The organism is Aeromonas sp. Marseille-Q7275 (assembly GCF_965119515.1).
This window is the reverse complement of record NZ_CBCPLW010000024.1, coordinates 16,280-37,430: the sequence shown is the minus strand read 5'-3', so window position 1 is coordinate 37,430 and position 21,151 is coordinate 16,280. Positions and strand designations below refer to the sequence as shown.

Genomic DNA, 21,151 nt, shown 5'->3' with positions numbered 1-21,151 from the left:
GTATGGGCCCAAAGCGGGGGCGAGTCTGTGAGCGCGATCGAATTTTCGTTATGAAAACGTTATCTTGTTGAATCGGGTTGGTTTTTTTTGCCCGGTCGCTCACATTTACAACAATCTCCGCTGATTAATATGGCATCGCTCGGCTACGACCGGGTACCTCGAGTATCGAGACCAACTACAGCGGGAATTATAAAAAAATGGATATGAAAAAGACCAAGGTGGCGCTGGTAACAGCCTCACTGCTCGCGCTTTTGTCAGGCTGTAACGACAACAGTTCTTCACCCTCCACCCTCCCACCCCCCAGGATGAGCCCGTCGCGCGCCTTCCCAATGTCCAGCCCCGGCCGAGCTGCTGGTGGTTGCCCCGACCAGGCCGTGGTCGCCCTGGTGGATACCCAGAGCAGCGCGGCGCGCGGGATCACCGGTCCCTTCGCCAGCCACAGCCTGCACCTGTGGAACAACGACGCCTGCGGCGCAACGTCGGAGGGCGGACTCAACACAGGTTGGGATGACGCCAGCAAGACCCCGGCGGCGGCGGACAGCTTCGGCCCGGCCTGGGTGGTGCCGCTGGCCAAGATGGAGGGCTGCATCAACTTCATCGCCCGCAACGGCGATCTGGCGAACCTGACCGGCAGCGACATGAAGGTGGTCTTCAGCGATCACCCGGATCGCACCGTGGCCATAGTCGCGGGCAAGAACGAGATCTTCGGCAGCCGTGCCGAGGCCTTCACCGCCGCCTTCGGCGTGGCGGGGGCCAGTGCCCACCTGATCGACGGCAACACCCTGATCTGGCAAGGGGGCAAGGACAAGCCCTATGTGCGCCTCTACTACACAGAGTCCGGCACCATCACCGCCAACAGCGAAGGTGTATTCGATTTCCCCTACCTCAAGCTGACCCCGACCAGCCTCAGTGCCGAGCAGCAGGCCAAGTACCCGCACCTCAAGGATGCGGCCGCCTTCGCCCTGCCCGCCGGTAAAGATCTCAAGCCCCTGCTCAAGGGTGAGCTGGTGGCCATCGGCACCGATGCGGACGGCATTCTGCAGGGGGCCACCCTGGTGCAGAGCGCCGGGGCCCTCGATGCCCTCTACGCCGAGGCCGCCACCAAGCTGGCCTACGGCGCCATCGTCGAGGGGGGCAACGTCACCTTCCGGCTCTGGGCACCGACCGCCAGGTCGGTCAAGCTGGCGCTCTTTGACGAGCAGCACAAGTCCCTCGGCGAGCGCGCCATGACCCTGGATGAAGCCAGCGGCAGCTGGAGCCTGCAGGGGGGCAGCGACCTGGTGGGCAAGTACTATCGCTATGCCGTCGAGGTCTATCATCCGGTCAGTCGCAAGCTGGAATCCTACCAGGTGACCGATCCCTACTCCCTGAGCCTGGCGATGAACTCCGAGTTCAGTCAGGTGGTGGATCTCGATGATCCTGCCCTCAAACCCGAGGGCTGGGACAGCCTCAAGGCCCCCCACAGCCAGGCCAATCCCGCCGACATCACCATCTATGAGGCCCATGTCCGGGATCTGACCGGCAACGACGACTCCACCCCGGCCGAGCACCGCGGCAAGTTCCTGGGGCTGACCGACACGGACAGCGTCCCCGTCACCCACCTGAAATCCCTGGCCAAGAGCGGCGTCAGCCACCTGCACCTGCTGCCGGTGTTCGACATCGCCACCGTCAACGAGGATCCGGCCAAGGTGGCCAACATAAGCGATGACTTCAGCAAGCTGTGCGAGGTCAATGCCGAGGTCAAGAACTCCAGGTTTGCCAGCCGCTGCGGCGGCGGCCAGACCATAGCGTCCGTGCTGGAAGATCTGCAGGCCGGCGACAGCAAGGAGAACCCGGTGGTGCAGGAGCTGTACGGCTATCTGCGCGGCGTCGACTCCTTCAACTGGGGTTATGACCCCTACCACTACACAGCGCCGGAAGGCTCCTACGCCACCAATGCGGAGGGGACGGTCCGGATCAAGGAGTTCCGCGAGATGGTCAAGGCCATCAAGCAGAACATCGGCATGAACGTGGTGATGGACGTGGTCTACAACCACACCAACGAGGCGGGTCTCGGCCCCAAATCCGTGCTCGACAAGATAGTGCCCTGGTACTACCAGCGCCTCAATCCGGAGACCGGCTCGGTGGAAAACTCCACCTGCTGCTCCAACACGGCGCCGGAACACGCCATGTTCGCCAAGCTGATGGATGACTCCCTGGTCACCTGGGCGCGGGACTACAAGATCGATGCCTTCCGCTTCGATCTCATGGGCCATCACCCGAAAGATCAGATGGTGCAGGCCCTGGCCGAGGTGAAGAAGGTCAATCCGGACATGTACTTCTACGGCGAGGGGTGGAACTTCGGCGAAGTGCAGGATGACAAGCGCTTCGTGCAGGCGACCCAGAAACACCTGGCCGGCACCGGCATCGGCTCCTTCTCCGACCGGCTGCGGGATGCGGTGCGCGGCGGCAGCCCGTTCGACGGCGGCGACGCCATCCGCAAGACCCAGGGCTTCGGTAACGGCGCCTTCGTGGATGTCAACGAGGTGGACGGCGTCGATCTCGCCACCGCCTTGCATCAGTCCGACCTGGTGCGCCTCGGCATGGCGGGCAACCTCAAGGAGTTCGTGCTGACCGACAAGGACGGCGTGCCGAAGAAGGGGTCCGACATCGACTACAACGGTCAACCGGCGGGCTATGCCCAGGATCCGACCGAAGTGCAGAACTACGTCGACAAGCACGACAACCAGACCCTGTTCGACAACCTGGTCTACAAGGCGCCAGCAGGGGCCGATCTGGTGCGGATGCAGGGGGTGTCGCTGGCCACCGCCATGCTGGGGCAGGGGATCCCCTTCACCCACGCCGGGGTCGAACTGCTGCGCTCCAAGTCCATGGAGCGGGACAGCTACGACTCCGGTGACTGGTACAACCGGGTCGATTACAGCCTGGGGGACAACAACTTCGACAAGGGCTTGCCGCGCAAGGACAAGGACGAGGCCAACTACGCGCTGATCGAGCAGGTGCTCGACCAGCACGCCAAGCCGGGCTCGGTCGAGATGGCGCAGATGGTGAGCTTCTACCAGGAGCTCTCCGAGCTGCGTCAATCCTCCCGTCTGCTGCGTCTTGGCAGCGGGTCCGAGGTGATCAAGCGGGTCGACTTCCGCAACACCGGGCCTGAGCAGATCCCGGGCCTCATCGTGATGAGCGTGGATGATGGCAGCAAGGCCGGTGCGGATCTGGATCCCGCCATCGACGGCCTGGTGGTGATGATCAACGCCACCAATGCTCCCCAGAGCATCGGCGACTTCCGTGACGGCGACGATCAGCCCATCGATCTCTCCGGCATGGTGCTGAGCGGGAAACATCGCGGGGTCGACAGCATCGCCAGTGGTGCCGCCTACGACAACGGCCAGCTGACGCTGGGAGCCTGGTCTGCCGCCGTCTTCGTCAAGCCGCAGAGTGGCGCCCAGGGCGCGGGCCTGCCGGTGGGCAAGAAGACGGATCTGAGCACCTTGCCTCCCTTCGGTGACACCGCGGTCTATCTGAAAGGCTTCCTCGGGGAGTGGGGCGAAGCGAACCCGATGAACTTCACCACCAACTTCATGTACGAGTTCACCACCGAAGTGGCAACCGACAAGCTGGGCACGACGGAAGTGAAGATTGCCGACGCCAGCTGGGGGCCGGTCAACTACGGCAGCTGCAACGCCGGTGACAAGCTGGTGGTGGGCACGCCGCTGACCCTTTGTGCCGGTGGTTCGACGGGCAACGTCGCGCTGGCGCTGGAGAAGGCGGGCACCTACAAGTTCGTCTTCACCGCCATGAACAAGGAGAAGCCCACCCTGAGCGTCAGTTACACCGAGCCGGTGCAGAGCTGCAAGGTGCTGGATACGGTGGCGGGCAACCCGCTGGGCTACCCGCTCTATGTTCGCGGCAGCCTGAGCGACTGGAACGCGCAACCGGCTTACCAGCTGAGCTACAAGGGGATGGAGGGCAACCTCGCCATCTATCAGGCCGCCTTCAACTACGCGGGCAGCTTTGACTTCAAGTTTGCCAACGATGACGGCAACTGGAGCAAGCAGTTCTTCGTCAAGGATGCCGGTGGCACCCTGATTGCCCTGGAGCCAGAGCAGTCCTATCCGCTGCAGCACGGCGATGGCGGCATGGGCAACAACAGCATGACCCTGCCCCAGGGTCTGTGGAGCTTCCTGGTCAAGGTCGATCCGACCAAGGCCGCTGGCGAGGTGGGCACCGTCATAGTCCAGGAGTGCAGCGCCAAGTAAGCCTTCCTATCGAGCCCGGGACTGACTCGGCAGCCCAGGGTTGAATTCCACCTCGCCAAGGGTGGGATAAGCCGAGAGAGTAAGCAAAGCGCGACTGCCGACCGGCAGCCGCGCTTTTTCTCTGTCGCCGTTGGGGGACGGGCAATAAAAAGCCGTCCCGCTGGGGACGGCTGTTTGCTGTGCCGTTAACGGCTGGCCTAGCGCTTGCGCAGCAGGCGCAGGGCGTTGGCGGTGACCAGGGCGGTGGCGCCGGTGTCGGCCAGCACCGCAATCCACAGGCCGGTGATACCGAGCAGGCTGGTGACCAGGAAGATGGCCTTCAGTCCCAGCGCCAGCGCTATGTTCTGGTGGATGTTGGCCAGCGCCGCGCGGGAGAGCCGGATCATGGCGGCAACCCCGCCAAGCTGGTTGTGGGTCAGGGCCGCGTCGGCTGTCTCCAGCGCCACGTCGGTGCCGCCCCCCATGGCGATGCCGATGCTGGCCCGCTTCATGGCGGGGGCGTCGTTGATGCCATCCCCTATCATGGCCACCTTGCGGCTGCTGGCGAGCAGGCTGATCTCCTCCACCTTGCCTTCCGGCAGCAGGCTGGCGCGCCAGCCCATGCCGAGCTCGGTGGCGATCGCCTCGGCAGCGCGCGGGTTGTCCCCGGTCAGCATGATGCTCTGCAGTCCGAGCTGGTTGAGCTCTTGCAGTGCCGCAGCCGCGTCCGGCCGGATCTGATCCCGCAGCGCCAGCAGGGCACTGGGCGTCTCCCCCATCCGGCAGAGCAGGATCACCGTCTTGCCCTGGCGCTCCAGGGCGGCGATCTGTGCCTCGAGCGCCTCATCCAGAGAGGGGACCCGACTCGGGGCCAGCAGTTGCCAGAGGGCGCCGTCGATGCGCCCCTCCACCCCCATGCCGGGGAGGGCGCGCAGATCGCTTGCTGTGGCCAGGGTCAGCCCCTGCTTGGTCGCGGCTGCCACCACGGCGCGGGCCAGGGGGTGGTGGGAGCCCTGCTCGATTGCCGCCGCCAGTGCCAGCAGTTCGGCTTCCGGTCGGCCATTGAGGCTGACCAGCTCGGTCAGCTGCGGCTTGCCCAGGGTCAGGGTGCCTGTCTTGTCAAACGCGACTGTGTCTATATGGGCCAGTCGCTCCAGGGCCGCACCGCCCTTGATCAGGGCCCCCTGCCGGGTGGCGGCGGCCAGCGCCGAGGTGACCGCCGCCGGGGTGGAGATCACCAGGGCGCAGGGGCAGCCGATGAGCAGCAGCGCCAGGGCGCGGTAGATCCACTCGTCCCAGCCCTGGCCGAAGGCGAGCGGCGGGACCAGCATCACCAGCAGGGCGACCAGCATCATGGCCGGGGTGTACCAGCGGCTGAAGCGGTCGATGAAGCGCTCTATGGGGGCGCGCTGGCTCTCGGCCTCCTCGATGAGGTGCAGGATGCGGTCGATGGCGTTGTTGCCGGGCTCGGAGACCACCTCGAGGCGCAACACCCGATCCGCCGCCAGACTGCCGGCCGGCACCTTGTCCCCCTGACGGCGCTCCACCGGAATGGATTCCCCGGTCAGGGCGCTCTCGTCAAAGGCGCCGAGGGGGTCGAGCAGGCGGGCATCCGCGGGCAGACGGGCACCGGGGGCAATTTCGATGATGTCGCCGGGGCGCAGCATCTCGGCGGCAACCTCTTCCCGTACGTCACCTTCTGCTGTGGTACGAATGCGCAGGGCCTGGTCGGGCACCAGGGCCATCAGGGCGGTGACCCCGGCGCGGGCGCGGCCGGCGGCATAGGCCTCCAGGTGTTCCCCCAGCATGAAGAGCAGCAGCACCATGGCCGCCTCGGCGGTCTCCCCGAGGAAGAGGGCGCCGAGCGCCGCCACCGTCATCAGGGTCTCGATGGCGAAGGGGGAGCCGCTTCTGGTCAATGCCCAGGCCTTGCGGGCGACGGGCCAGAGCCCCCAGAGTGTCGCCAGGGTAAAGATCGGCTGGCCGAGCTGGGCCGGCAGCAGGGCGGCCACCCCCATCAGGGCGGCCAAGGAGAGGGGCTGCCAATACTTGCCAAGGAGCGTCATCAGGGGGCTGAGCCGTTTGTCATCGCGCTCTGTCGCCTGAGTGTTGCCCTTGAGCCGGAAGCCTGCGGCCAGCACGGCGGCGGTGACGGGGTCGGGGGATAGGCCGGGGGCGAGATCCACCACCAGCTTCTCGGTGGCGAACAGCACGCGAGCCTGGGTGACACCCTCGACACGGTTGACGGCCGTCTCTATCTTGCGGGCGCAGCTGGGGCAGTCCATCCCCAGCACCTGCCAGCTGTGGCGGCGACTGTCGCGGGTCGGGGCGGGCAGAGGCCCCTCGGCCGCCGCTCCATGGCCGCGATGATCATGGTCGTGTGGATGAGAAGGCTTGGCTCCGGCGTCACGGCCCCTGGGGGGGTCTTCATCCCCGGGCCCCTCGTCTACCCCGTGCGCCTGGTGATCCTGGGGCGCCGGGCTGGCGCAACAACTGGCAGAGGCGACCTTGTCGCAGCAGTGGCTGTCGTGCCCGTGCTCGTGTTGATGGGGGGCGGCCTTGCCGATGGCCTTGATGGGGGCGGCATGGGAATGGCTGCAGCAGGATTTGCTCATGATGAGTCCCTCTTGAGTGGATCCCGCCCCTGCGGGATCGCCTATGTCTGAACCCAGTGTAAACCTTGGTGTTAAGTCCAAGGTCAAGCCCTTCTCTTTCCCGCCTCGGCGGGGCGGACGAGACAGGGTGGCAACAAATCCCTCTTGTTAGCGGGTGTTTGTCCCCTGCCGCTGGGCCTATACTGGGAACCCTGGATCCCCCATCGATAATCAAGGACCTAACATGAGCAATACCGTCACCCTGCAAGGCAACCCCGTCTCCGTCTCCGGCCACTTCCCCGTTGCCGGCGAGCAGGCCAAGCCCTTCTCCCTGGTTGCTGGCGATCTGTCCGATGCGACTCTGGCGACCTTCGCCGGCAAGCGCAAGATCCTGAACATCTTCCCGAGCGTCGACACTCCGACCTGCGCCACCTCAGTGCGCAAGTTCAACGAGCAGGCCAGCGCCCTGAACAACACCGTGGTGCTGTGCATCTCCGCGGATCTGCCGTTCGCCCAGGCCCGTTTCTGCGGCGCCGAGGGTCTGGACAAGGTGGTGAACCTCTCCACCCTGCGTGGCGTCTCCTTCCTGCAGGACTACGGCGTGGCCTTCTCCTCCGGCCCCCTGGTAGGCCTGGCTGCCCGTGCCATCGTGGTGCTGGATGAGCACGACAAGGTGCTGCACAGCGAGCTGGTGGCCGAAGTGGCCGACGAGCCGAACTACGCCGCCGCCCTGGCCGCGCTGGCCTAAGTGCCGACAGCCAAGCGCTGAACAAGAGAAGGCCCGCCAATTGGCGGGCCTTTTTTATGTATCGTCAATGGCTTGGACTAACTGCTGTGCAGGGCGAGGGCCTTGTTCAGGCGCTTCAGGAAGGCGTCATCGGGATCGTCCTGGATCACCAGCAAGCCCAATTCGGTTGCCTGCGAAGCAGAGAGTTGGCCGGACAAGAGGGCATTGATGCCCGCCTCACTGGTCAGCATGATCCTGTCCTGCCTGGCGGGCCCCTCGGTGTGGGTCTGCAGCAGCAGCGCCTCCTTGCCCCTTACCCTGGACCAGAGCCCCGAATCCACCAGCAGGATGGAGACATTGCCCGGTAACTGGCCATCCTTGAGCGAGCCTTTCAGCTGGTTGAGCCATTGGTAGCTTCGGCTGAACCCATTCGGCCCGGTTATCTTGGGCACAGGGTCGAGCTTCCGATCCGAAATGGCTGCCGCAGTGGCCATGGCAACATCAAGGGAACCAGGCCAGCGCTGCTCGAAAGGGTTGGGGTAGATGGCGTCATAGCCACAGGCCATGGCCACGGGGAGAGGCCCCGTGGCCAGGGTGCAAAGCAGCAGCCTGATCGCAAGTCTGTTCATGGCGTCACCACCTAGGGGGTCACAATGTTGAACCAGAAGTTGAACTTGTCGAGCATGCCGACGAATTCGCTGAACTGCTTGGCATCCCCGGTGATCTTGACCTGGCCGCTGGCGATCTCCTGCTCCAGGGTGGTTTGTCCAAGCTGGATATCATCCAGCACCTTCTTGGTCAGGGTCACAGTGGTATCCGGCTTGTCGGCATAGCGGGTGCTGTGGTTCAACACAGCATTCTCGATATTCAGCGAGTGTTTCTCGTTGATATCCGTGAAGTCGATGTTGATGGTCATCTTCTTGCCTGCGGCCTTCTCCGGGTTCAGCCGTACCGCCAGATAGTCGAACAACATGCTGGGCGGCATGGCGCGAATGGTGTCGGGTGATGCCGTGTTGGTGCCGCCCGCAGTGGGGACCCCATTGCGCAGTTCATAGGCGCCCTGCAGGTAGACTGAACGCCAGGGGCCGGACTCGGCCTGATAGCCAAGCTGTTCCAGGGTATCGGCCAGCAGCAGCTTGCCTTCCTTGTTGTCAGGGTTGGCAAACACCAGATGCTTGAGCACCTCGGCGACCCAGCGGTACTCCCCTTTATCGAAGGAGGCTTTGGCCTTCTTCAACACCTCCGCTTCGCCCCCCATGAACTCTATGTATTTGGGGCCCACCATTTCCGGCGGCAGGTTGTCCAGATCGGACGGATTGCCCGAATACCAGCCCATATAGCGTTGATAGATGGCGCGGCTGTTGTGGCGCAAGGTGCCGTAGTAGCCACGGTTCGGCCAGAAGTTTTCGAGCTCCGGTGGCAGCTTGATCTGCTCGGAGATCTCCTCGCCCGTGTAGCCCATGTTCATCAGGCGTACCGATTGGTCATGGATGTACTTGTAGAGATCGCGCTGCTTCTTGAAGTAATCGACTATGTTGGCGTTGTCCCAGCGCGGCCAGTGGTGGCTCTGGAACTTGACCTCTACCTGGTCGCCCCAGGTCTCTATGGTTTCATTCAGATAGGTTGACCACTTCAACGCATCCCGTACCTGAGCCCCGCGCAGGGTCAGGATGTTGTGCATGGTGTTGGTGGTATTCTCCGCCATCCACAGCGCCTTGTGTTGGGGGAACCAGGTGTTCATCTCGGCCGGGGCTTCGGTGCCTGGGGTCATCTGGAAGACCATCTTGACGCCGTCGATGTCGAGCGCTTCCCCCGTCTTGGTGATCAGTTTGGTGGGCACAATCAGAGAGGGCAGGCCGGTGGAGGTAGTCATGCCCAGACCGCCGTTGACACCGCCCTGGGCATTGCGGGGCAAGAGGGCGCCATACATGTATACGGCGCGGCGCCCCATGGCATTGCCCGCGATCACGTTCTCGGATACGGCATGCTCGGTGAAGCCTTCCGGGGCAATGATCTGCGCCTGTTCGCGTTCCTCCGGCGTGCTGAACAGTCCGGCGGCACCACCGTAGTGGTCAACGTGGCTGTGGCTGTAGATAACGGCCACCACAGGGCGCTTGCCCTCCTTCTCGTTGATGAAGGCCAGTGCCGCCTTGGCGGTGTCTGGCGAGATCAGCGGGTCGAAGACGATCCAGCCCTTGTCGCCCTTGATGAAGGTGATGTTGGAGAGATCGAAACCACGGATCTGATAGATGCCGTCTGTGACCTTGAACAGGCCGTACTGCATGGTGAGCTGGGCGTTGCGCCACAGGCTGGGGTTGACGGTGTCGGGGGCCGCCTTGTCCAGACCTATGTAGGTTTTGTACTGCTCCAGATCCCAGACGACGTTGCCCTTGTCATCCTTGATGGTCAATGTCTCCGGCTTGGCGATGAAACCACGCTCGGCATCGGAAAAATCCTGCTTGTCGTTGAACGGAAGCTGGTTTTTGACCGCCTCGTTTGCCTTGATGGTGCTCTCGGTTGCCGGTTTGGCGTCGACCAGTGCGAAGGCCGCGTTGGGGTTGAGGCAGAGGGTAGCAATGATCAGGGTTAACAGGCGTTTAGTGGGGGCTTTGGCAGTTGTCATCGTTATCACTCCATGATGAAAGAACTTGTCAACTCCAATACATGTGCATAACGGTGGTGTAACATTTTGTGGCTTCGTTCGTCACTGAATGGGGAGTGATTCCAGTGGAGGCAACAGGTTGTTTTTACTTATGATGCGGCACTGGCTAGACTTCGCCTCCCACTTCTTCCTGCCGCGTAGCCCCATGACCTTTAACGAACTCCACCTCGATCCCGCTCTGCTGGCCGCCTTGCCTGCCGAGCTGCACACCCCGACCCGCATCCAGCAACTTGCCATTCCGGCGGCATTGGCGGGCCAGGATCTGCTGGCCCTGGCCCGGACCGGCAGCGGCAAGACACTGGCATTCGGCCTGCCACTGCTGCAAGGGCTGGACGCGGCATCCGACCGGGTGCAGGGACTGGTGCTGGTGCCGACCCGGGAGCTGGCGACCCAGGTGAGCGCGGCGCTGCAAGGGGTCGCCGAGGCGCTGGGGCTGCGTCTCCTGACCCTGTGCGGCGGGGTGGCTCAGGAGCAGCAACAGGCCGAGCTGGCCCAGGGACCCCAACTGCTGGTGGCGACCCCGGGGCGACTGCGGGACTTGCTGGCCCAGCGGCTGCTGGGACTGAGCCACCTGCGCACCCTGGTGCTGGATGAGGCGGATCGCCTGCTTGAGATGGGCTTCTGGCCCGATATCCAGTGGCTGATGAATGCCATGCCGACCGAGCGGCAGACCCTGCTCTTCTCCGCCACCCTGCCCCCCGAGCTCGAGACCCTGGCCATCGGCCTGCTGAACGCGCCGGTGCGGGTGGAGGCGGATCCTCGCAACAGCGTGGCCGACGACATCGAGGAGCGGCTCCATCTGGTCAACAAGAGCAGCAAGGTGCCTGCGCTCATCAGCCTGCTCAAGGGGCAGCCGTGGTCCCAGGTGCTGGTGTTTATCAGCGCCAGGGACGATGCCGACGCCGTGGCCAGAAAACTCGCCAAGGCGGGCATAGCAGTGGCCGCCCTGCACGGGGAGAAGGATCAAGGGGCGCGGGAGCAGGCGCTTGCCGATTTCAAGGGGGGCAAGGTGCGGGTGCTGGTGGCCACGGATCTGATGGCGCGGGGCATCCACGTGGAGGCGCTGCCGGTGGTGATCAACCTGGATCTGCCTGCCAATGCCCCCGTCTATGTGCACCGCATCGGTCGCACCGCCCGCGCCGGGCAGAAAGGCCTCGCCCTCTCCCTGGTCTGCCACGGGGAGGCCGAGACGCTTGCGGCCATCCGTACCCTGACCGGTCGCGCGCTGCCGCTGGAGGAGCTTGAGGGCTTCCCGGTGACCGACCAGCCTGCGAGCGGGGAGGGCAAGCGGGCCCCCCGGGACAAGCAGGCCAACCGCCGTACCCAGGCCAAGCGCAGCGTCAAGCAGTTCAAGGGCAGGGGCTAAGTCCAAGCCTTCTGCTCGCCCAACTGGTCAGTATCAAATAGATACCGTTTCGCTATGCTCCATGGGTTTCACCATGGAGGGATGACGAATGACCAGTCTGGTAATGGGGCCCTTGCTCGGGCTCGAATCAGAGACCCAATACAGCCTCTGCTTCATGACGGAGGCCGGTTGCAAGAGCGCGGCCGTGAGGATAAACGGCGAGGTGCTGGCTGCCAGCAAGCAGGCGGATACCCCGAAAGGCGCTTTCTGGCGGCTCGTCTGGCAGGCGAGCCCCAAGAAGGCCGGTACCCCCATCGACTATGAGATCCTACTGGACGACAAGCCTGCACAAGATCTCGGTGGGTACGATAAATGGCAGTTTTATCTGCCGGGGAAGAAAGAGAATGTGCTGATAGGCTACGCCTCCTGCAACGGTTTCTCCGATTTCAAACTGCTCACCTCCACCCCGGCCCCCTACGCCATGTGGGACAAGCTAGCTGCCGAACACCAGGCCCATCCTTTCTCCCTGCTGCTGATGGGAGGCGATCAGGTCTATGCCGACTCCCTCTGGACCTCGGTACCGACCCTGAAAGCCTGGAACGAGCTGGATCGGGTGGACAAGGTCAAGCGCAAGGCGACCCGGACCATGGTGGAACAGCTCGATCGCTTCTATTGCGAACTCTACTGCCGGCAGTGGAGCCGCCCCGAGGTGGCCACCATGCTGGCCCGGGTGCCGAGCGTCATGATGTGGGACGATCACGACATCTTCGATGGCTGGGGCAGCTATCCCGCCGACTTGCAGGGCTGCGAGGTCTATCAGGCCATCTATGCCGCCGCCGCCAAGTATTTCCGGCTGTTCCAGCTGCGCTCCGCTGCCAATGTCTCCCTGCTGGATCCTGTGCACCTGACCCATCACTCCTGGCGACTGCGTTTTCGGGGTTACCAGATCCTGGCGTTGGACAACCGGGCGACCCGCAGCCAGAACCAGGTGATGAGCCGGGAGCAGTGGGAACAGATCAACGGGGCGCTGGCGGATTGCGGTGAGGGGCACCTGTTGGTCATGACCGGGGTGCCCGTGGTCTATCGGGATTTCTCCTTCACCGAGGCGGCATTCGATGCGACCCCCTGGGAGGAGGAGCTGACCGACGATCTCAAGGATCACTGGCGCGCCAAGTCACACCAGGGGGAGCGGGCCCGCCTCATCATGCGGTTGCTGGACAATGCCAGACTGCGGCGCCAGGCCGTCAAGGGAGAGAATCAGGCGATCCCCAAGACCCTGATCCTGTCCGGGGATGTGCACGTGGGTTGCCTCGGGGTGATCCAGGACCGGCGGGGGGAGGGGGTGATGAATGTGCACCAGCTGGTCTCCTCCGGCATAGTGCATCCCTGCCCCACCCAGTTCCAGTGGACGGGGATCCTCGCCATGACCAACGACGATCCCGAATACCTCGACGAGAGCCGACTGGTCCGTGCCGAGCTGATCAAGCCGTTCGGCGCCCCCGTCTATCTGCGCACCCGCAACTTCGCGACCCTGCAGATGGGCAGCGACAACAAGCTGTGGGCCAACTGGCATTGCGAGAACGGGTTGGCCGCCAGCTATCCGCTGGCCTGATGCCGGGAAAATGCGAAGGGCCCTGACGGGCCCTTTTTCTTGTCGAGATCAGATACCCCAAGCCGTTGCCTGCTCAGGGCTGGTCCTGCGTCTGGGCGAAGAAGTCGCGCCGAAACTGGCCGAGAACCGCTTCCCTGTGCTGCTGCCAGCTGGCCTCGTCCATGTTGCCCCGGCTGGCCACCAACTGCTGCTCCAGCTCGGCCAACTGCTGCTGGTAGTGGCCGCGCTGATCCAGCTGCTGCTGGCGGGTGGCGGCAAACTGCACGGTCGCTTCGGCCTGCCCGGTCGGCAGGAAGTGGCGGGCCAATGTCTCCAGCTCCTCGTCCCCCCACAGCTGGCGCGCCTGCTGCAACCGGGCATCCGGGTTGAACAGATCCGCCGTCAGATCCGGGTGATCCGCCGCCCACTCATCCTGCAGCCGGGTCAGGGCCGCCAGCCGCTCGGCCAGCGGCAACTGCTCGTTCTCCTGCGCCAGCTGCTCGAGTGCCTGGGCGTAGCGCCCCTGCAACAGTGTCAGGCTCTCCCCCTCACTCATCCACTGGGATTCCAGCGCGATCAGATTGGCGAGCCGCTCGCTCAGCGGCTGATCGCTGTCCGTTATCTCGCTGGCGAGCTGGTGGTTCATTTCGTCCGGCATGGCCCGCCAGCTGGCGGGCAATGGCCCGGTTGTGACGGGCCCTGAGGCGGCAGTCTGGCCGGCAGCGGGCGCCAGCGGCGCCGATGCCTGTGGCGACGGGGCAGCGGTGACAGGGCTTGGCCTGCTTGCTGGCACTGGCTGGTCCGGATCATCCCGCCCGCCGAGGTTGAGCAGCAACAGCGCCAGCACCGCCAGGGCCAGAAAGCCGTAGCGGCGCTTCATCGGCTGATCTCTCCCTTGACCGGGAAGTGATCGGAGAGGTTGCTGGCGGGCCAGAGGCTGCCATCGCTGGAGCGCGGGATCCAGACGCTGTTGAGGTTGTGGCTGGCGGCGCCGTACTCCCGGCTCACCACCAGATAGTCCAGGTACTCGACGTTGGCGCCGCCGGAGAGGGGCCCGCCGGCGTAGGGGTTGAGCCTGGGATCGAAGGTGGCCTCGGTGTAGCCGCCATAGCTGGGCTCATGAGCGTTCAGGTTGGCCAGCATGCTGGCGTAGTCGTCGGCGAACTTGCGCTTGTTGACGTTGAAGTCACCGCCGTAGATGACGGTGTCGCTGGCCGGGATCTTGAGGCTGGCGGCCAGGGTGCGGATCTGGCCGAACTGGATCTGGCGCAGCCGTCTCGCCTCGTCGGTGTCGAAACTGGCGGTGTGGGTGGCGAACAGGTGCCAGGCCTTGCCCCCCTTGATCACCTCGGCGTACATCACCCCCTTGTCGGCGAAGCAGTCGGTGCCGGTGCACTGGGGATAGACCAGCTGGGCCTCGCGTACTATGGGGTAGCGGCTGACGATCACCACGCCGCCGTCGTGGATGTTGACCCCGGGCTTGTCGAGCACCTTGGTCTGATAGGGATACTCTTTGGCCAGCGCCTGCAGGAAGCCCTCGCGGCGGCCGTCGAACACCTCCTGCAGCAACAGGGCATCATAGCCCTTGAGGTACTCGGGCAGCAGGGTCAGCCGCTCGCCGATACTGGCGGCGATCACCGGCAGGGCCCAGACGTTGTAGCTGGCGACCTTGAGCTTGTCCTCCGCCGGCTCCGGCTGCTCCTCTTGCCGGGCGGGCGTCAGCATATAGTGCAGATCGTCGTAGCGGCCGGTGTACTTGGCGGCGAAGGCCAGCTCCTGTGGCCCTGCAACGCGATGGATCACCCGATCGCTCTGCCAGCCGGAGCCGTCTGCCGGCGTTTCGCCGCCGTGCTGCAGGGTGCTGTTCCACCAGGTGCCCTCCATCCGCTGGTTGAGGCGATAGGTGTCGCCGCTTGAAGTGGTGACCCGGGTTTCGAACAGATAGTGCTTGCCCGCCTTCACCCCCTCGTAGCGATTGAAGCTGAGCACCATGGCGCTCTCCCAGGGGCCCAGCTCCGTCCTGTGCTGAGTCCACTGGCTGCCCGCCTGCAGCTCGCCGGAGCCGCTCTGGTGGATCGTCAGTTGCAAGGGCTCGGGGCCGTTGTTGGTGAGGTAGACATCGGTATCGGCGAGCGCCTGCAACGGAAACTGGCTGGCCAGCAGCAGGGCGGCATAGCTGAGGGGCTTGTGCATCATGAAGTCCTTCTGGTCGAGGCACGCTGGAAAGTGACAGTTATGGCGGGCGTTGGGGTTATTTCATTTACATTTTTGTTACAAATAAATGAAAGGCCCCATATGGGGAGGAAGAACCAGGGGGGAGGGAGCACATTCGGATAGGGTTGGCGGCCGAGACATAGCAGCGCGTCCGCAGACGCGCCTGGCTACACGGGGGGCAAGCTCAGTCGTGGAACTGATTGATCAGGCGGGAGAGGTTCTGCAGCCGCTCCACCAGCAGGGTGATGCCATCGAGGGCCTGCCTGCTGTTGTCGGCGGTGTGGCTGGCCAGCTGGTGGATCTGGTGGATGCCCTGATCCAGGGTGCTGGTCACGTCCGCCTGCTGGCTGACGGCCTGGGCTATCTCGTCGCTGGTGTGGGTCACCTGGGCCAGCATCTGGTTGATCTGGTCGAGCACCTCGGCGGTGGCGCCCATGTGCTGCTGGCAGAGGGCCGAGGTCTGGGCTCCCTGGGTCATGCCGTCTGAGAGTTGCCGGGTGCTCTGCTGCAGCGCCCCTATCATGTCGCTGATCTCGCCGGTGGAGCTGCGGGTCTTCTGGGCCAGCGCCCGGATCTCGTCGGCCACCACCGCAAAGCCACGCCCCTGCTCGCCGGCCCGGGCCGCCTCTATGGCCGCATTGAGGGAGAGCAGGTTGGTCTGATCCGCAATCTGCCCGATCACCTCCAGGATGCCGCTGATCTTCTGGCTGTCCTGGGTCAGGCGCGCCAACACCCCCTGACTGGCGTCCAGCTCCTGGTGGAGTCGGTTGACCGAGGCGCGGGTGGTCGCCAGCGCCTGCTGGCCGCTGGCTGACACCTGCTGCACCTCGCTCACCAGGGCGTTGGCCTGATGGGCGTTGTCGGCCACACCGCGGATCGACTGGCTCATCTGGGTGATGGCGGCGGCCAGCTGTTCGCTCTGGGCCCGCTGCTGTTGCAGGTGGGTGTCTATGGTCTGGATATGCCCCCTGTCATCCTCCGCCGCCTGCAGTATCTGCTGGTTGGTGTCGGCGCTGCGCCCCACCACGGCCCTGAGCTCGGCCTTCTTCATGCGCAGCAAGAGCTCGATGGCCGCCAGGCTGTCCTGACGTCTGGCATAGAGCACCTGACAGAGGGGCGTGCCCAGCTCCTCCCCCGCCATGGCCAGCAGCCGGGCCAGCCGCCGTTGCAGGTGCCAGCCATGCCCCATCTGGGCCAGCAGGCAGAGCAGGGTGAGACCACCCCAGGCGGCCTGACCCGTCATCAGGCTGATCCCCATGCCGACCAGGGCGGTGCCCGAGAGCAGCAGGCCGAGTTGCCCCGGCTCCAGGGTGAAGCGACTCTGCCAGGGCAGTGCCTTGCCCGCCCGGATCCGGGCATAGAGCCGCTCCGCCCAGGCGATGTCGTGATCCTGCGGGCGGGTGCGGACCGACTGGTATTCGATGATCTGCTGCCGTTCGTTGAGGATGGGGGTGACATAGGCATTGACCCAGTAGAACTGGCCGCTCTTGGCACGGTTCTTCACCAGTCCCATCCAGCTCTTGCCTTGCTGCAGCCGCTGCCACATGTCGGCGAAGGCGGCCCTGGGCATGTCGGGGTGGCGTACCAGATTGTGGGGAACCCCTTCCATCTCGGTGGCGCTGTAGCCGGCCACGTCGCAGAAGTGCTGGTTGGCATAGGTGATGTGGCTGGCGGGGTCCGTGGTCGAAATCAATGATATGTGATCGGGGAAACGGATCTCCCCTTCTTGCCGGGTAGTGGTCATGTGCGCATCCTGAATGAGCCAAGTAACTGATAAATTTGTTTTTATTGTGTGTTGTCGTTACGGCTTCATTGTAGGGGCGACCCAAGTGGTTATCTTGGCTTGGGTCAATAAATCAACACTATGACGACTGAAAAAAGGAGTAGATGAAGGGCGACGTCGGGGCGGGGTCAACTGCGGGGGGTGAAGTCGTGGATCTCCCCCGTCCGGGGCTTGAAGCGGGGATCCTGGCTTTGATCGCGGGAGACCCAGGCCATGGCCTGGCAGAAGCTCTCCTGCTTGGCGAACTCGTCACGGGCCTGATCGATGGCCCGCTCGGCGTTGCGCCGCTCCATCTTGCTGGCCTTGCGATCGCTGAACTGTTTCTGCTGGCTCAGCATCCATTCGAGGAAGGCCTGGCGGCATTGGCTTTCATTGGCGGCCTTGGCGGGGAGGGCAAACAACAGGGCAAGCAGGAGCAGACAAGGCATAGGGAGATCTATCTAACGGGCTGATGGACGAAGAGAGGCGGCATTTTATGCCGGGAACTTGAATGGGTACAGTGGGAAGAGGGGGCCAGCCGGGCTGGCCCCCGAGGGATCAGTGCTTGACGAGGTAGAGCTGGCGGCTGTAGGCCACGTCTTCCGGGTTGTTGATGGGATAGCCCCTGAGCCAGGGCTTGATCAGACGGGCGTTGGTGTACTGGTAGATGGGGGCGATCGGCGCCTCCTCCTGCAAGATGGTCTCGGCCTCGTCGAACAGGCGTGCCCGCTCGGCGGGATCCTGGCTGCTGGCCGCCCGGGTCAGCAGGGCGTCATAACCGGGGTTGGCGAAGCGGGCCATGTTGCCGCTGTGGTGGGATCCCCACAGACCGAGGAAGGCGGAAGGATCGTTGTAATCGGCGACCCAGGAGGAGCGGATCACCTCGAACTGGCCGCTCTGGCGGCTGTCGAGGTAGGTCTTCCACTCCTGATTGGTGAGCTCGACCTGGGCCCCCAGCTTCTGCTTCCAGAGGTTGGCGATGGCCAGCGCCATCTTCTTGTGAATTTCAGCCGTGTTGTAGAGCAGGGTGAGCTTGAGGGGCTTGTCCGGGCCATAGCCCGCCTCCTTCAGCAGCGCCTTGGCCTTCTCGTCCAGCGCCTGCTGGCTGCTGGTGGAGAGCAGGTTGGGCTTGGGGACGAACCCTGCGGTCACATCCGGGGTGAAGTGGTAGGCGGGTTTTTCCCCTGTGCCCAGCACCTTGTCGGCGATGAGCGCCCGATCGATGGTGTAGGAGAGCGCCTGACGCACCCGCACGTCGTTCAGGGGGGCCCGCTGGGTGTTGAAGGCGTAGTAATAGGTGCCGAGCTGCTCCGGGGTATAGACCTCCCCCGGGATCTGCTTCATCAGCTTGTGGTACTGCTCCTTGGGGAAGGATTCGGTGATGTGCAGATCCCCCGCCAGATAGCGGTTGGTGGCGGCACTCTCCTGATTGATGGGGACGAAGGTGACCCGGGTCAGTACCGTATGGGCGCGATCCCAGTAATAGGGGTTAGGGGTCAGCTCCAGCTTCTCGTTCACCACCCTGTGGCTCAGCACGAAGGCGCCGTTGCCCACCAGCTTGCCCGGCTGGGTCCACTGGTTGCCATATTGCTCCATGCTGGCCCTGTGCAGGGGGGAGAGGCTGGGGTGGGTCAGCAGGCTCAGGAAGTAGGGCACTGGCTGGGAGAGGGTCACCTGCAGGGTGTGCTCATCCAGGGCTTGCACCCCGAGCGCCTCGGGAGGCAGCTTGCCCTCGACGATCTCGTCCACCTTGTCGAAATGGGCCAGCTGGGCAAACCAGGCGAAGGTGGCGGCCTCCTTGGGATCCACCAGCTTGCGCCAGCCATAGACGAAATCGCTGGCGCGCACGAGATCCCCGTTGGACCAGCGGGCATCCGGCCTCAGGTGGAAGGTGAATCTCTGGTTCCCCTCGTTATCCCAGCTCGCCGCCACTCCGGGCAGCACCTTGCCGTCCGCCCCCTGGGTCAAGAGCCCCTCATAGAGGTCTCTGAGCACTTGCAGCTCGGGCAGACCGACCAGTTTGAGCGGGCTCAGGCTGGTCGGTTCGTCCTTGAGATGACGCACGACGGCCTGTTCGGCGGCGAGTTGGGTGCCGGCCGGCACATCGGCGGCCTGGGCACAGACACAGCCCAGCAGGGCCAGCAGGGGGCTCCATCCTTTCATGGCGAATCCTTCAAATTGTGTGAAGCGAGGAGAAAACTCGGCGAGAATTCATCGCCGGCAGACGGGGAATCATGATATCCCCTTTGCTGGTCAGACCGCCAGAGTGAGTCCCATGATATCCGGGACGACAACCCTATGTACGCCCGCCCCGAGTGCGGGCAAGAGGAGCAAGCGATGAGAGTATGGATGTTATTGGCCTGTGTGCTGAGCCAGGGTGCCTGGGCACTGGCCCCTTGCGAGCAGACCAGCCAGGTGGGGAGCTGGTGCGAGGTGAGCATAGATCAACTGCATCCGACTCAGGGCGGGGTGGGGCAGTTGCAGGTCGATACCACAGTGGCTGAGCTGGCGGACAAGAGCGAGAAGCAGCTCGACAAGCTGATGAAAAAGAAAGAGATACCCGTGGTCATCGCCCCCGATGGCGGCTACTGGCTGGTGGACAGGCATCACCTGACCAAGGCGCTGTGGCAACAGGGGGTGAAGGCGGTGAGTGTCAAGGTGATCGCCCGCTTGCAGGACAGGGCCAGTTTCTGGAGCCAGATGCAGAACAACCACTGGGCCTGGCTCAAGGATGAGCGGGGTCAGCCGCTCACCCCGGAACAGCTGCCCGGCCATATCGGCGAGCTGCCGGACTATCCCTACCGTACCCTGGCGGGCCTGCTGCAGGATGCGGGCTACTTCAGCAAGCAGGATCAGGTCTACTTCGTCGAGTTCGCCTGGGCCAGCTGGCTCGGCCAGCAGATGGCCTGGCAGCCGGTCAATGCCGCCAATCTGGCGGATCGCCTCGCCGAGGCCAAGCGCCTGGCCTGCAACAGCAAGGCCAGTGCCTTGCCCGGCTATCCCGGCAAACAGTGCCGCCTCAACCCGCCACGCAGCGGCAGCTGACGCGGGATCAGGAAGGGGCACCCAGGCGCCCCTCGTCACTCTTCCTGACCGGCACCTTGCCAGCGGGCGGCGGCCTGTTCCAGCAGGGCCACCTCTCCTTGCTGGATCAGCGGCAGCAGGGCCTGCACCTTGTCATCCGGCCAATCCCACCAGGCGAGCGCCTGCAACCGGGCAATCTCGTCGTCGCCAAAGCGCATCCGCACCACCCTGGCCGGGGTACCCGCCACCATGGCATAGGGCGGCACATCCTGATTGACCAGGGCCCGGGCGGCTATGATGGCGCCATTCCCTATGGTGACCCCCGGCATGATCATGGCCTCCATGCCGATCCAGACGTCATTGCCGATGCGGGTATCACTGGCGGGTCTGTAGCTGCGCTTGAGCGCCGCCACTTCGGCAAACGGATAGGTGCTGATGAAGTCGGTGTTGTGGGTGTGGTTGCCCCCCATGATGATCTTCACCCCGGCGGCGATTTGCACATAGTCGCCGAGATGGAGCCTGTCTATGTGCCAGAGGGGGTCCCAGCCGGTGTCGGCTGAGCGGCTCCAGCGGTCGCCGTGCAGGTAGCGCACGGCCTCCTCTTCGAAGGGACCGTCCCAGGCGCCCGAGTAGTAGCTGTGTCGCCCCTTGAGGCAGATGTTGGGATTGGTCACCGTCAGGTGCAGGTACTCGACCTGCGACCAATGCTGGCAGAGGGTCATGGCTGTGTTCCTCGTTGAATGGATAGGTATTGGATGCGCGGATTGGCGCAGCTAATGGATCCAGACCAGCAGGCGGGGCACGCACAGGGTAGAGCAGCCCAGCGCCTGGGGTGAACGGGGTCGTTGCATGAGGAGGGGCTCCCGACAGAAGAGGCCAGATGGTAAGGGATGGGGAGGGCAATGCCAAGCAGAGGGGCTCTGCTGGTCAAAACCTGCACAAAGGGTCTGGTTGATATTTATTCTCGATTAGCCATGATACAGGCTCCACTCGT

At 64.1% G+C, this 21,151-nt stretch carries 13 protein-coding genes and 1 pseudogene; 5 read left to right on the top strand and 9 right to left on the bottom strand.

Annotated features, from left to right (window positions below):
* The first annotated feature begins 197 nt into the window (after window positions 1-197).
* Window positions 198-4,259, top strand: a pseudogene (gene pulA / locus ACWPWQ_RS18565) (pullulanase-type alpha-1,6-glucosidase).
* A 197-nt stretch (window positions 4,260-4,456) separates the two neighbouring features.
* Here pulA and ACWPWQ_RS18560 read toward each other — a convergent pair.
* Complete coding sequence (locus ACWPWQ_RS18560; protein ID WP_454010482.1) at window positions 4,457-6,853, bottom strand: zinc/cadmium/mercury/lead-transporting ATPase; 2,397 nt, start codon at window positions 6,851-6,853, stop codon at window positions 4,457-4,459.
* A gap of 223 nt (window positions 6,854-7,076) precedes the next feature.
* Between ACWPWQ_RS18560 and tpx the strand changes: the two genes are divergently transcribed.
* Complete coding sequence (gene tpx, locus ACWPWQ_RS18555; protein ID WP_113069638.1) at window positions 7,077-7,580, top strand: thiol peroxidase; 504 nt, start codon at window positions 7,077-7,079, stop codon at window positions 7,578-7,580.
* Between the two features lie 77 nt (window positions 7,581-7,657).
* On the opposite strand, the gene ACWPWQ_RS18550 is transcribed toward tpx, so the two are convergent.
* Both ACWPWQ_RS18550 and ACWPWQ_RS18545 read right to left on the bottom strand, forming a co-directional pair.
* The gene (locus ACWPWQ_RS18550) at window positions 7,658-8,188 is read right to left on the bottom strand and encodes a hypothetical protein (RefSeq protein WP_265436898.1); all 531 of its coding nucleotides are present in this window, start codon (window positions 8,186-8,188) and stop codon (window positions 7,658-7,660) included.
* A gap of 11 nt (window positions 8,189-8,199) precedes the next feature.
* The gene (locus ACWPWQ_RS18545) at window positions 8,200-10,182 is read right to left on the bottom strand and encodes an alkyl/aryl-sulfatase (RefSeq protein ID WP_454010481.1); all 1,983 of its coding nucleotides are present in this window, start codon (window positions 10,180-10,182) and stop codon (window positions 8,200-8,202) included.
* A 184-nt stretch (window positions 10,183-10,366) separates the two neighbouring features.
* Between ACWPWQ_RS18545 and ACWPWQ_RS18540 the strand changes: the two genes are divergently transcribed.
* Entirely contained in the window at window positions 10,367-11,587 is a 1,221-nt protein-coding gene (locus tag ACWPWQ_RS18540) for a DEAD/DEAH box helicase (protein WP_454010498.1), read from the top strand.
* A gap of 88 nt (window positions 11,588-11,675) precedes the next feature.
* A complete protein-coding gene (locus ACWPWQ_RS18535) occupies window positions 11,676-13,178 on the top strand; it encodes an alkaline phosphatase D family protein (RefSeq protein WP_454010480.1) in 1,503 nt (500 codons plus the stop codon).
* 73 nt (window positions 13,179-13,251) lie between these two features.
* Here the strand turns inward: ACWPWQ_RS18535 and ACWPWQ_RS18530 are convergent, their stop codons facing one another.
* From ACWPWQ_RS18530 to ACWPWQ_RS18510, 5 genes are all read right to left on the bottom strand, one after another.
* Window positions 13,252-14,037 carry a hypothetical protein gene (locus ACWPWQ_RS18530; protein ID WP_404837761.1) on the bottom strand — a complete coding sequence of 262 codons (786 nt, stop codon included), beginning with the start codon at window positions 14,035-14,037 and terminating at the stop codon, window positions 13,252-13,254.
* The gene (locus tag ACWPWQ_RS18525) at window positions 14,034-15,350 is read right to left on the bottom strand and encodes a sphingomyelin phosphodiesterase (protein ID WP_454010479.1); all 1,317 of its coding nucleotides are present in this window, start codon (window positions 15,348-15,350) and stop codon (window positions 14,034-14,036) included. Before ACWPWQ_RS18525 ends, ACWPWQ_RS18530 begins: the two co-directional genes overlap by 4 nt.
* A gap of 205 nt (window positions 15,351-15,555) precedes the next feature.
* Window positions 15,556-17,115 carry a methyl-accepting chemotaxis protein gene (locus ACWPWQ_RS18520; protein WP_454010478.1) on the bottom strand — a complete coding sequence of 520 codons (1,560 nt, stop codon included), beginning with the start codon at window positions 17,113-17,115 and terminating at the stop codon, window positions 15,556-15,558.
* Window positions 17,116-17,282: 167 nt separating this feature from the next.
* Window positions 17,283-17,582, bottom strand: a complete 300-nt coding sequence (locus tag ACWPWQ_RS18515; protein ID WP_454010477.1) for a hypothetical protein — start codon at window positions 17,580-17,582, stop codon at window positions 17,283-17,285.
* Window positions 17,583-17,691: 109 nt separating this feature from the next.
* Window positions 17,692-19,296: a peptide ABC transporter substrate-binding protein gene (locus ACWPWQ_RS18510; RefSeq protein WP_454010476.1), complete on the bottom strand. Its 1,605-nt coding sequence runs from the start codon at window positions 19,294-19,296 to the stop codon at window positions 17,692-17,694.
* Window positions 19,297-19,470: 174 nt separating this feature from the next.
* Between ACWPWQ_RS18510 and ACWPWQ_RS18505 the strand changes: the two genes are divergently transcribed.
* Window positions 19,471-20,178, top strand: a complete 708-nt coding sequence (locus ACWPWQ_RS18505; RefSeq protein WP_454010475.1) for a ParB-like protein — start codon at window positions 19,471-19,473, stop codon at window positions 20,176-20,178.
* 35 nt (window positions 20,179-20,213) lie between these two features.
* Here the strand turns inward: ACWPWQ_RS18505 and ACWPWQ_RS18500 are convergent, their stop codons facing one another.
* Entirely contained in the window at window positions 20,214-20,879 is a 666-nt protein-coding gene (locus tag ACWPWQ_RS18500) for a CatB-related O-acetyltransferase (RefSeq protein ID WP_454010474.1), read from the bottom strand.
* Window positions 20,880-21,151: the final 272 nt, after the last annotated feature.